Origin of the sequence: Citrobacter sp. RHB25-C09 (assembly GCF_013836145.1) — a bacterium.
GTDB lineage: Bacteria > Pseudomonadota > Gammaproteobacteria > Enterobacterales > Enterobacteriaceae > Citrobacter_A.
Genome location: NZ_CP057483.1, coordinates 3,186,486 through 3,199,605, shown reverse-complemented (window position 1 = coordinate 3,199,605; position 13,120 = coordinate 3,186,486). Strand labels below are relative to the sequence as shown.

7 protein-coding genes are annotated in these 13,120 nt (G+C 55.6%); all 7 read left to right on the top strand.

Annotation, left to right across the window (positions count from 1 at the left end; all coding sequences use genetic code 11):
* Window positions 1-166: 166 nt before the first annotated feature.
* The 7 genes from HVY19_RS15030 to hisS all read left to right on the top strand — a co-directional run bounded on the left by HVY19_RS15030 (window position 167) and on the right by hisS (window position 13,120).
* A complete protein-coding gene (locus HVY19_RS15030) occupies window positions 167-5,101 on the top strand; it encodes an alpha-2-macroglobulin (RefSeq protein ID WP_181681342.1) in 4,935 nt (1,644 codons plus the stop codon).
* A complete protein-coding gene (pbpC, locus tag HVY19_RS15025) occupies window positions 5,102-7,414 on the top strand; it encodes a peptidoglycan glycosyltransferase PbpC (RefSeq protein ID WP_181681341.1) in 2,313 nt (770 codons plus the stop codon). It begins immediately after the preceding gene.
* Window positions 7,415-7,549: 135 nt separating this feature from the next.
* Window positions 7,550-7,981 carry a nucleoside-diphosphate kinase gene (ndk, locus tag HVY19_RS15020; RefSeq protein ID WP_181681340.1) on the top strand — a complete coding sequence of 144 codons (432 nt, stop codon included), beginning with the start codon at window positions 7,550-7,552 and terminating at the stop codon, window positions 7,979-7,981.
* 158 nt (window positions 7,982-8,139) lie between these two features.
* Window positions 8,140-9,306: a bifunctional tRNA (adenosine(37)-C2)-methyltransferase TrmG/ribosomal RNA large subunit methyltransferase RlmN gene (locus HVY19_RS15015; RefSeq protein ID WP_181681339.1), complete on the top strand. Its 1,167-nt coding sequence runs from the start codon at window positions 8,140-8,142 to the stop codon at window positions 9,304-9,306.
* 288 nt (window positions 9,307-9,594) lie between these two features.
* The gene (gene rodZ / locus HVY19_RS15010; RefSeq protein ID WP_181681338.1) at window positions 9,595-10,590 is read left to right on the top strand and encodes a cytoskeleton protein RodZ; all 996 of its coding nucleotides are present in this window, start codon (window positions 9,595-9,597) and stop codon (window positions 10,588-10,590) included.
* A 26-nt stretch (window positions 10,591-10,616) separates the two neighbouring features.
* A complete protein-coding gene (ispG, locus tag HVY19_RS15005; RefSeq protein WP_181681337.1) occupies window positions 10,617-11,735 on the top strand; it encodes a flavodoxin-dependent (E)-4-hydroxy-3-methylbut-2-enyl-diphosphate synthase in 1,119 nt (372 codons plus the stop codon).
* A 110-nt stretch (window positions 11,736-11,845) separates the two neighbouring features.
* On the top strand, window positions 11,846-13,120 hold the full coding sequence (gene hisS, locus HVY19_RS15000; RefSeq protein ID WP_181681336.1) for a histidine--tRNA ligase: 1,275 nt from the start codon (window positions 11,846-11,848) through the stop codon (window positions 13,118-13,120).

The following is a 13,120-nucleotide window of genomic DNA, read 5'->3' as shown; positions in this document are numbered from 1 at the left end:
TCTTTGCCGGGAGGGGACAAGTACAAGAGACCGTTTTGTCTGGTGATACCACACTTCTTAATTAAATTCAGACTACACAAAGGGGATAGAGACTTACACAAAGAAAAATCTCACGCATAATATCTGTTCTACGTTGCTAACGGGCCTCGCTGGCCAGGGATGAAAAATGAATCATATACGCGTAGCCGCCTGCATTATTATGCTGGCGCTGGCAGGGTGCGACAATAACGACAAAACCACCACGGTGGCGAAACCCGACGCGCCTGCCGCGCAGACCGCGCCGGCTAAACAAGATCCTGCCCAGTTGCAAAAGCTGGCGCAGCAGAGCGAAGGTAAATCACTCACCCTGCTGGATGCCTCCGAAGTGCAACTGGACGGCGCATCCACGCTGGTGCTGACTTTTTCTATTCCTTTAGACCCCGAGCAGGATTTTGCCCGCACCGTCCACGTCGTGGATAAGAAAAGCGGCAAAGTTGACGGGGGGTGGGAACTGTCGCCGAATCTCAAAGAGCTGCGTTTACGTCATCTGGAACCGAATCGCGATCTGGTGCTGACCATAGATCGCGAGCTAAAGGCGCTGAACAACGCGACCTTTGAAATTAATTACGACAAGACCCTCACCACCCGTGATATCCAGCCAAGCGTGGGGTTCGCCAGTCGCGGCTCATTACTGCCAGGAAAAGTGGTAGAAGGGCTACCGGTAATGGCGCTGAACGTTAACAACGTAGACGTTAACTTTTTCCGTGTGAAGCCGGAGTCGCTGGCGGCGTTTGTCAGCCAGTGGGAATACCGTAATGCCCTGTCAAACTGGGAATCTGAGAACCTGCTGAAAATGGCGGATCTGGTCTATACCGGTCGCTTCGATCTTAACCCCGCACGGAATACCCGCGAGAAACTTCTCCTGCCGCTGAGCGAGATCAAACCACTCCAGCAGGCGGGCGTCTACGTCGCGGTGATGACCAAAGCCGGCCAGTATGAGTACAGCAACGCCGCAACACTGTTTACGCTCAGCGATATTGGCGTGTCGGCGCATCGCTATCAAAACCGCCTTGATGTTTTTACGCAAAGCCTCGAAAACGGCGCAGCACAGCAGGGCGTGAATGTCGCATTGTTGGATGAGAAAGGGCAAACCCTGGCACAGGCGACCAGCGATGGTAAAGGCCACGTTCAGCTTGAGAATAACAAGGCTGCGGCGCTGGTGCTGGCGCGTAAAGAAGGGCAAACCACGCTGCTGGATCTGAAACTCCCGGCGCTGGATTTAGCCGAATTCGATATTGCTGGCGCACCGGGCTACAGCAAGCAGTTCTTTATGTTTGGCCCGCGCGATCTCTATCGTCCCGGTGAAACCGTGATCCTCAATGGGTTGCTGCGCGACAGTGACGGTAAGACGCTGCCCGATCAGCCGGTGAAACTGGACGTGATTAAGCCAGATGGACAGGTGCTTCGTACCGTTGTCAGTCAACCAGAGAACGGGCTGTATCGCTTTACCCTGCCGCTGGATAGCGGCGCGCCGACGGGTATGTGGCACATTCGTGCGAATACGGGTGATAACCAGACCCGGACGTGGGATTTCCACGTGGAAGATTTTATGCCGGAGCGGATGGCCCTTAACCTTTCCGGGCAAAAAACACCGTTAAGTCCCGCGGATGCCGTGAATTTCTCAGTCGTTGGCTATTACCTGTATGGCGCTCCGGCTAACGGTAATTCGCTTCAGGGGAAACTGTTTCTGCGCCCACTGCGCGAGGCGGTGCCAGCGCTGCCTGGTTTCCAGTTTGGCAACATTGCCGAAGAAAACCTGACGCGCAGTCTGGACGAAGTACAACTCACCCTGGATGACGCCGGCCGCGGCGAAGTGAGTGCTAACAGTCAGTGGCGCGATACACGCTCGCCGTTGCAGGTCGTACTGCAAGCCAGTTTGCTGGAATCCGGCGGGCGTCCGGTGACGCGTCGTGCGGAGCAGGCGATCTGGCCGGCTGACACGTTGCCGGGGATCCGGCCACAATTCGCCGCCAAAGCGGTGTATGACTACCGTACCGATACGACGGTTAATCAGCCAATGGTTGACGAAGGCAGTAATGCCGCATTCGACATTGTTTATGTTGATGCGCAAGGCGTGAAGAAAGCGGTAACGGGCTTACAGGTCCGTTTAATTCGCGAACGTCGCGACTACTACTGGGACTGGCTGGAAAGCGAAGGCTGGCAGTCGCGCTTTGATCAAAAAGATTTGGTAGAAGCCGAGCAGACGCTGGATCTACAAGCAGACCAAACGGGTAAAGTGAGCTTCCCGGTTGAATGGGGTGCCTATCGTCTGGAGGTTAAGGCGCCTAACGAGGCTGTCAGCAGCGTCCGCTTCTGGGCCGGTTACAGTTGGCAGGATAATAGCGACGGCAGCGGGGCGGCGCGTCCGGACCGCGTGACGCTGAAGCTGGATAAACCAGCCTATCGCCCCGGCGAGACGATGAAGCTGCACATTGCAGCGCCGGCGGCAGGTAAAGGCTACGCGATGGTGGAATCCAGCGAAGGTCCACTGTGGTGGCAGGAGATTGACGTACCGGTGCAGGGGCTGGATCTGTCTATTCCGGTTGATAAATCCTGGAATCGTCACGATTTATATCTGAGTGCGCTGGTGGTGCGGCCAGGGGATAAATCGCGCTCTGCAACGCCAAAACGTGCCGTGGGTCTGTTGCATCTTCCGCTGGGAGATGAAAATCGCCGTTTACAACTGGCGCTGGAAAGTCCCACCAAAATGCGTCCGAATCAACCATTGACCGTGAAGATCAAGGCCAGCCGGAAAAATGGCGAAACGCCAAAGCAGATCAATGTCCTGGTATCGGCAGTGGACAGCGGCGTGCTCAATATTACCGATTACGTTACGCCAGATCCGTGGCAGGCATTCTTCGGACAGAAACGCTACGGCGCGGATATTTATGATATTTACGGTCAGGTGATTGAAGGGCAAGGGCGTCTTGCGGCGCTACGCTTCGGGGGCGATGGCGATGAGCTGAAACGCGGTGGCAAACCCCCGGTTAACCACGTGAATATCGTGGCGCAACAGGCGCAGCCGGTTACGCTTAATGAGCAGGGAGAGGGCACCGTCACGCTGCCGATTGGCGATTTCAACGGTGAGCTTCGCGTGATGGCGCAGGCATGGACGGCGGACGATTTTGGGAGCAATGAAAGCAAGACTGTCGTTGCCGCGCCGGTGATTGCCGAGCTGAATATGCCACGCTTTATGGCCGGCGGGGATACCTCCCGGCTGGTGCTTGATGTCACCAACCTGACCGACCAACCGCAGACCATTAACATCAATCTCGCGGCAAATGGACTGCTTGAACTGCTTAGCGGTCAGCCTGCTCCGGTTAACCTTGCGGCTGGCGTTCGGACCACGTTATTTATTCCGGTTCGTGCAAAAGAGGGATATGGCGACGGAGAATTACAGGCCACGCTGAGCGGGCTGAATTTGCCAGGAGAAACGTTGGGTGCTCAGCATAAACAGTGGAAAATTGGCGTCCGACCGGCGTTCCCGGCGCAAACGGTGAATCGCGGTGTGATGCTGCAACCGGGCGAAAGCTGGTCGGTACCCCCTGACACACTGATGAACTTCTCTCCGGTCACCACTCAGGGACAACTGTTGTTTAGCGGCAAGCCGCCGCTCAATCTGGCGCGCTATATCCGCGAGCTGAAGGCGTACCCCTATGGGTGTCTGGAGCAAACCACCAGTGGCCTGTTCCCGTCGCTCTATACCAATGCTGCCCAGCTAACTGCGCTGGGAATTGCCGGTGATAGTGACGAAAAACGTCGTGCGGCAGTCGATATCGGCATTTCCCGTCTGTTGCAAATGCAGCGGGAAAACGGGGGCTTTGCTCTCTGGGATAAAAACGGTCCAGAAGAGTACTGGCTGACCGCCTACGCGATGGATTTCCTGATCCGCGCAGGCGAGCAGGGATATAGCGTTCCAGCAGAAGGCATCAATCGCGGGAATGAACGGCTGCTGCGCTATTTGCAGGATCCGGGAATGATGTCCATTCGCTATACCGACAATACCCAGGCGAGCAAGTTTGCCGTGCAGTCCTACGCGGCACTGGTCCTGGCACGACAACAGAAGGCACCGCTTGGCGCGTTGCGTGAACTTTGGGAGCGTCGCGGTCAGGCTGCGTCCGGTTTACCGCTGCTACAGTTGGGCATCGCGCTGAAGACGATGGGGGATGCGAAGCGTAGTGACGAGGCTATTACGCTGGCGTTGAACACGTCGCGTGTTGATGAGCATCAGTGGATGGCGGATTACGGCAGCTCGCTTCGCGATAACGCGCTTATGTTGGCATTGCTGGAAGAGAACAAGCTGAAGCCAGAAGTACAGAACAGTCTGCTGGCTACGCTCTCTGAACAGGCATTTGGTCAACGCTGGTTGTCGACCCAGGAAAATAATGCCCTGTTCCTGGCGGCGCGAACGCTGCAGGATCTCCCGGGAACCTGGCAGGCGCAAACCTCATTTGCCGCAGAGCCGTTGACCGGCAATAAAGCGCTAACCCGCAATCTGGATGCTGATGCGCTGAGCGCTTTGCAGGTGAGCAATAGCGGCAATCAGCCGATGTGGCTGCGTCTGGATGTCAGCGGTTACCCGCAAGTCGCCCCAACGCCTTCCAGCAATGTGCTGAAAATTGAGCGTTATGTGCTCGGTACCGACGGGCAGAGCAAGTCGCTGGATTCACTGCGCAGCGGCGAACTGGTCCTGGTGCGTCTGGAAGTCAGCGCCAGCCAGAACGTGCCGGATGCGCTGGTGGTGGATCTCCTGCCTGCCGGACTGGAACTGGAAAACCAAAATCTGGCCAACGGCAGTGCCAGCCTGCAGGATAATGGCAGTGAAGTTCAAAACTTGCTCAATCAAATGCAGCAGGCCGATATTCAGCACATTGAGTTCCGCGATGACCGCTTTGTTGCCGCCGTTGCCGTTAATGAAGGGCAGCCGGTCACGCTGGTTTATCTGGCGCGCGCGGTCACGCCGGGTACCTATCAAATGCCGGTGCCGATGGTGGAATCGATGTACGTTCCGCAGTGGCGGGCGACAGGCACGGCCGAAGCGTTGCTGATTGTTAAGCCGTAAATGAAGCAATTATCGGGTAAGCGCGGCGGCTGGCTATGGCTGGTCGCCGCGTCTCTCTTTCTGGTTTTTACCGTCTGGGTGGCCGATAAACTCTGGCCGCTGCCTCTTCGCGAGGTGAATCCCGCTCGCGTGGTCGTCGCTGAGGACGGTACGCCGCTGTGGCGTTTTGCTGATGCGGAGGGGATCTGGCGCTACCCGGTGACCATTGAAGAGGTGTCGCCCCGTTATCTTGAGGCGCTAATCAATTATGAAGACCGCTGGTTCTGGAAGCACCCTGGAGTAAACCCTTTTTCTGTGGTCCGCGCCGCCTGGCAGGATCTGACTTCTGGTCGCGTGATTTCTGGCGGCAGTACGCTGACCATGCAGGTAGCGCGGCTGCTGGACCCACATCCCCGCACCTTTGGCGGCAAGTTCCGCCAGATCTGGCGCGCGCTTCAGCTTGAGTGGCATCTCTCAAAACGTGAAATTCTGACGCTGTACCTCAACCGCGCACCGTTTGGCGGTACGCTACAGGGCGTCGGTGCCGCAAGCTGGGCCTATCTTGGTAAACCGCCCGCACAGCTCAGTTATTCAGAAGCCGCGCTGCTGGCGGTACTGCCGCAGGCACCGAGTCGCTTGCGCCCTGACCGTTGGCCGGAACGCGCCGAAGCTGCCCGCAATAAGGTGCTTGAGCGGATGGCAACACAGGGGATCTGGTCGCACAAGCAGGCGCAGGAATCTCGTGAAGAACCCGTCTGGCTCACGCCCAGACAGATGCCCCAGTTAGCGCCGCTCTTTTCACGGATGATGCTGGGAAAAAGTCAAAGCAATAAAATTGTCACCACACTCGATGCTGGTCTGCAACGGCAACTGGAAGAGCTGGCGCAAAACTGGAAAGGCCGGCTTCCGGCGCGCAGTTCGCTGGCGATGATCGTGGTCGATCACACCACGATGAGCGTGCGCGGTTGGGTCGGTTCGGCAGATCTGAATGATGACGCCCGCTTCGGGCATGTGGATATGGTCAGTGCGATCCGGTCGCCGGGTTCGGTACTGAAACCTTTTGTCTACGGCCTGGCGCTGGATGAAGGGCTTATTCATCCCGCGTCTTTATTGCAGGACGTTCCGCGTCGCACGGGGGATTATCGTCCGGGTAATTTTGATAGCGGCTTTCACGGCCCTGTCAGTATGAGCGAGGCGCTGGTGCGCTCGCTGAATTTACCCGCCGTGCAGGTGCTTGAAGCCTATGGCCCGAAACGGTTTACGGCGCAACTCAGAAACGTGGGGCTGCCTTTGTATCTGCCCGCTGGCGCCACACCGAATTTATCGCTCATCCTTGGGGGAGCGGGCGCGCGGCTTGCAGATATGACGGCGGCCTACAGCGCGTTTGCGCGCCACGGTAAAGCTGGAAAACTGCGCATGCAGCCCGCTGACGCGTTAACAGAACGTCCGCTGATGTCGCCGGGCGCAGCCTGGATCATCCGGCGAATAATGGCTGACGAAGCACAGCTGTTACCGGATAGCGCGCTTCCTCGCGTGGCGCCGCTGGCGTGGAAAACGGGCACCAGCTACGGCTATCGTGATGCATGGGCGATCGGCATCAATGCGCGCTATGTCATTGGGATTTGGACGGGCAGGCCCGATGGTACGCCCGTTGCCGGACAATTCGGTTTTGCCAGTGCGGTACCTTTGTTGAATCAGGTGAACAATCTGCTTTTGTCGCGTAGCGCGTCATTGCCTGAAGATCCTCGTCCTGAATCAGTCAGCCGCGATGTGATCTGTTGGCCCGGTGGTCAGTCTCTGCCACCTGGAGATGCGAACTGCCGTCGCCGTCTGGCAACCTGGTTACTGGACGGGAGTCAACCCCCCACGCTGTTACTCCCGGAGCAGGAGGGCATAAGTGGCATTCGCTTTCCCGTCTGGCTGAATGAAGAAGGCAAACGTGTTGCCGCCGATTGTCCGCAGGCTCATGAGCAAACGCTGATAGTCTGGCCGCTACCGCTGGAGCCGTGGCTGCCGTCCTCTGAACGCCGCAGCGCGCGATTGCCTCAGGCATCAATCTCCTGTCCACCGCAGGGACAGGAAGCCGTATCACCGCTGCAATTGTTGGGCATTCGCGATGGCGCGATCGTGAAGCGTTTGCCGGGGGCAACGGAGGCAAGCATATCCCTTCAAAGTAGTGGGGGAGCAGGCGCGCGGTGGTGGTTTCTTAATGGTGAACCGCTGAAAGCGCGTGGGCGCAATGTCACGTTACGTCTTGAGGAAAAAGGCGATTATCAGCTGCTGACAATGGATGAAGGCGGGCAAGCTGCGACGGTGCGGTTTAGTCTGCAATAGACCATATCGAGTAAGTTTGTTGCTAATACTCATCTTATTTTAAAAAAATGTTACCTTCGTCCATATGCAATAGCCTGGATGCTCTTTATAATCCGCGCCAGGTAAACCACAACAAAACAAATTTCAGAGGTAATAATGGCTATTGAACGTACTTTTTCCATCATCAAACCAAACGCGGTGGCAAAAAACGTTATTGGCAGCATCTTCGCTCGCTTTGAATCAGCAGGGTTTAAGATTGTTGGCACCAAAATGCTGCACCTGACCGTTGAACAGGCTCGCGGTTTTTACGCTGAGCACGAAGGTCGCCCATTCTTTGACGGTCTGGTCGAGTTCATGACCTCTGGTCCCATCGTGGTTTCCGTACTGGAAGGTGAAAACGCAGTACAGCGTCATCGCGACCTGCTGGGCGCGACCAATCCAGAAAACGCGCTGGCGGGCACGCTGCGCGCTGATTACGCTGACAGCTTCACCGAAAACGGCACTCATGGTTCCGATTCTCTGGAATCAGCAAAACGTGAAATCGCTTTCTTCTTCGCCGAAGGCGAGGTGTGTCCACGTACCCGTTAATTAAGAATGTATTAATTTCGTAAATGCCGTGTGCAAACGTGGCATCCTTGCGCCAGAATTTGTACAATGCAGCGCCCCAGGACGAGCACCGCTCCCTGGGGCGCTTCTTTTTAACCCTCCAGGGGCCATAACGTGTAACAACGAGGCCGGAATCAATTATGTCTGAATTAGTGAACACCTCCGAAGTCGCCATACCTGCGGTTCCAAATAAAAATGGAAAAATTAACCTACTGGATCTGAACCGTCAGCAGATGCGCGAATTCTTTAAAGAATTAGGCGAGAAGCCGTTTCGTGCCGACCAGGTTATGAAATGGATGTACCACTATTGCAGCGATGACTTTGATGAGATGACCGACATCAACAAGGTTTTGCGCGGCAAGCTGAAAGAGGTGGCGGAGATCCGCGCACCGGAAGTGGTAGAAGAACAACGCTCTTCCGATGGCACCATTAAATGGGCGATTGCCGTGGGCGATCAGCGTGTTGAAACGGTTTATATCCCGGAAGAGGATCGCGCCACCCTGTGCGTTTCATCTCAGGTTGGTTGTGCGCTCGAGTGTAAATTCTGCTCGACTGCACAACAGGGCTTTAACCGTAACCTGCGCGTGTCTGAAATCATCGGCCAGGTGTGGCGTGCGGCGAAAATTGTCGGTGCGGCAAAAGTCACCGGTCAGCGTCCGATCACCAACGTGGTGATGATGGGCATGGGTGAACCCCTGCTGAACCTGACCAACGTGGTGCCAGCGATGGAAATCATGCTGGATGATTTCGGTTTCGGCCTGTCCAAACGTCGCGTAACGTTGTCCACGTCAGGCGTAGTTCCTGCGCTGGATAAACTCGGCGACATGATTGACGTTGCGTTGGCTATCTCTCTGCATGCGCCAAACGACGAAATTCGTGACGAAATTGTACCTATCAACAAAAAGTACAATATCGAAGCTTTCCTCGCTGCGGTGCGTCGTTATCTGGATAAATCCAATGCGAACCAGGGCCGCGTAACCATCGAATACGTGATGCTGGATCATGTCAACGACGGGACGGAACATGCGCATCAGTTGGCTGAACTGCTGAAAGATACGCCGTGCAAGATTAACCTGATCCCATGGAACCCGTTCCCGGGTGCGCCTTATGGACGCAGCTCCAATAGCCGAATCGACCGTTTCTCTAAGGTACTGATGGGCTATGGTTTTACGACTATCGTACGTAAGACGCGTGGTGATGATATTGATGCGGCCTGCGGACAGCTTGCCGGAGACGTGATAGACCGAACCAAACGTACTCTGCGTAAACGCATGCAGGGCGAGGCAATCGACGTGAAAAGCATCTGACTTTCCGTGCGTCACAGTCGGTTTTTTGAACTGTGACGCATAGTAATTTGAATGATGCCTCAGGTTGTACTCGTCCAGTCAATAATATCGGTGCGTTTTCGCTGACTTTAGGGCAGTATGTAATGGTGCAACAATAGTTTAGCCGTTTGGCTTAAGCTGTTTTGTCACAAGTTACCTGGCGGGATTATACTCTGTCGCTAAGGTTAACTGACCAGATGTTTCGCGGTGTGGGTGAGCATTGTGGCTCACCGGCGCCTGAGCCTAAATTTACACCAGCAGCTGTAGCGAATGAATACTGAAGCCACCCAAGACCCAGATAAAGCACAATCCACCGGCGTTCGCCTACGCAATGCCCGTGAACAACTCGGACTCAGCCAACAGGCCGTCGCAGAACGACTCTGCCTGAAAGTGTCCACAGTACGCGATATTGAAGACGATAAGGCGCCGACCGATCTGGCGTCGACGTTTTTGCGCGGGTACATCCGCTCTTATGCGCGTCTGGTCCATATTCCTGAAGAAGAACTGCTGCCGGCTCTGGAAAAGCACGCACCCGTTCGTGCGGCGAAAGTCGCGCCGATGCAGAGTTTCTCATTAGGTAAACGCCGCAAAAAGCGCGATGGCTGGTTAATGTCATTTACCTGGCTGGTGCTGTTCGTGGTCGTCGGCCTGACGGGCGCATGGTGGTGGCAAAACCACAAGGCGCAGCAGGAAGAGATCACCACAATGGCCGATCAATCCACTGCTGAGCTGAACGCCAGCAATGAAACGGCGCAGAGCGTGCCGCTTGATACCAGTGGTTCAGCAAGTCAGGACAGTCTGCCTGTGACCACCGGTCCTGCGGAAACCGCTACCCCCCCTGACACCACGGCGACGGCTCCTGCGGTAGAACCGCAGCAGAATGCAGTCGTTCCGCCTTCTCAGGCTGACGTTGATACCGCTACTGCGGCACCCGCTGCGCCTGTAACGCCTGAGGGCGCTGCGCCACTGCCGATGGATCAGGCTGCGATTAACACCGCCGCAGACCCCAACGCGTTGGTGATGAATTTCACCGCCGATTGCTGGCTGGAAGTGAGCGATGCGACAGGTAAAAAGCTGTTTAGCGGAATGCAGCGTAAAGATGGCAATTTAAACCTAACCGGTCAGGCGCCTTATAAGCTTAAAATTGGCGCTCCGGCTGCGGTACAGATCCAGTATCAAGGAAAACCTGTCGATCTGAGCCGTTTTATCAGAACTAACCAGGTTGCGCGTCTGACCCTCAATGCCGAACAATCACCGGCACAGTAACAGACGGGTAACGCGGGAGATTTTTCATGCATAACCAGGCTCCAATTCAACGTAGAAAGTCGAAGCGTATTTACGTTGGGAACGTGCCGATTGGCGATGGTGCTCCCATCGCCGTACAGTCGATGACCAATACGCGGACTACGGATGTGGAAGCGACGGTCAATCAGATTAAAGCGTTGGAACGTGTCGGCGCTGATATTGTTCGTGTTTCCGTCCCAACGATGGATGCTGCAGAAGCATTCAAACTGATTAAACAGCAGGTTTCTGTTCCGCTGGTGGCCGATATTCACTTCGACTACCGTATCGCCCTGAAGGTAGCGGAATACGGCGTGGACTGCCTGCGTATTAACCCGGGCAACATCGGTAATGAAGAACGCATCCGTATGGTCGTGGACTGTGCGCGAGACAAAAATATTCCGATTCGCATCGGCGTGAACGCCGGATCGCTGGAAAAAGATCTGCAGGAAAAATATGGCGAACCGACCCCGCAGGCCTTGCTGGAATCGGCAATGCGCCACGTGGATCATCTCGATCGTCTCAACTTCGATCAGTTCAAAGTGAGTGTGAAAGCGTCGGACGTTTTCCTCGCCGTAGAATCTTATCGCCTGCTGGCGAAGCAGATCGATCAGCCGCTGCACTTAGGGATCACCGAAGCCGGTGGCGCGCGTAGCGGTGCGGTGAAATCGGCGATCGGTCTGGGCCTGCTGCTCTCTGAAGGGATCGGTGATACCCTGCGCGTTTCGCTGGCGGCCGATCCGGTAGAAGAGATCAAAGTTGGGTTCGATATTCTGAAATCGCTGCGCATTCGCGCACGCGGGATCAACTTCATTGCCTGCCCAACCTGCTCGCGTCAGGAGTTTGACGTGATCGGTACGGTGAATGCGCTGGAGCAGCGTCTGGAAGATATCATCACGCCGATGGACGTTTCGATCATAGGCTGCGTGGTCAACGGACCGGGCGAAGCGCTGGTATCCACGCTGGGCGTCACCGGCGGTAATAAGAAAAGTGGTCTCTATGAAGATGGCGTTCGTAAAGATCGTCTGGATAATAGCGATATGATTGACCAGCTTGAAGCCCGCATCCGCGCCAAAGCGACAATGCTCGATGAAGCGCAGCGAATCAACGTGCAGCAGGTTGAAAAATAATAACGTGTTGGGAAGCGAAGCGCTTCCCGTGTATGATTGAACCCGCATCGCTCCCGTATCGCTCGGGGAAGCGCTGAGGGTTCATTTTTATATTCAGAAAGAGAATAGACGTGGCAAAAAACATTCAAGCCATTCGCGGCATGAACGATTGTCTGCCTGGCGAAAGCGCCATTTGGCAGCGCATCGAAGGCACTCTCAAAAACGTGCTCAGCAGCTACGGTTACAGTGAAATCCGCTTGCCGATTGTAGAGCAGACCCCGTTATTTAAACGTGCGATTGGTGAAGTCACTGACGTCGTTGAAAAAGAGATGTACACCTTTGAGGACCGAAATGGCGACAGCCTGACTCTGCGTCCTGAAGGTACGGCAGGCTGTGTACGTGCCGGCATCGAGCATGGTCTTCTGTACAATCAGGAACAACGACTGTGGTATATCGGGCCGATGTTCCGCCACGAGCGTCCGCAGAAAGGGCGCTATCGCCAGTTCCATCAGTTGGGTGTCGAAGTGTTTGGTCTGCAAGGGCCGGATATCGATGCTGAGCTGATTATGCTGACCGCGCGCTGGTGGCGTGCGCTGGGCATTGCCGATCACGTCAGCCTGGAGCTGAACTCCATCGGTTCGCTCGAAGCGCGTGCCAACTATCGCGATGCGCTGGTCGCTTTCCTCGAACAACACGTTGAGAAACTGGACGAAGACTGCAAACGTCGCATGTATTCCAACCCGCTGCGCGTGCTGGATTCGAAGAACCCGGACGTACAGGCGCTGCTCAACGATGCGCCGCAACTGGGCGACTATCTGGACGACGACTCCCGCGAGCACTTTGCCGGACTGTGTAAACTGCTGGAAGCCGCCGGGATTGCGTATACTGTTAATCAGCGTCTGGTGCGTGGTCTTGACTACTATAACCGTACCGTATTTGAGTGGGTCACCAGCAGTCTGGGTTCACAGGGCACCGTTTGTGCCGGTGGACGTTATGATGGGCTGGTCGAGCAACTCGGCGGACGTGCAACCCCGGGCGTGGGCTTTGCGATGGGGCTGGAACGTCTTGTTTTACTTGTTCAGGCCGTTAACACGGAATTTAAAGCAGATTCTGTTGTCGATATATACCTGGTCGCTTCAGGCGCGGAAACGCAGTCTGCAGCAATGACGTTAGCCGAACGCCTGCGTGACGAAATGCCCGGCGTGAAGTTGATGACTAACCACGGTGGTGGCAACTTTAAGAAACAGTTTGCCCGTGCCGACAAATGGGGCGCCCGCATTGCACTGGTACTGGGTGAGTCCGAAGTGGCTAACGGTACAGTGGTAGTGAAAGATTTGCGCTCCGGTGAGCAAACTGCAGTTGCACAAAATAGCGTTGCAACCCATTTGCGCACGTTAATGGCTTAA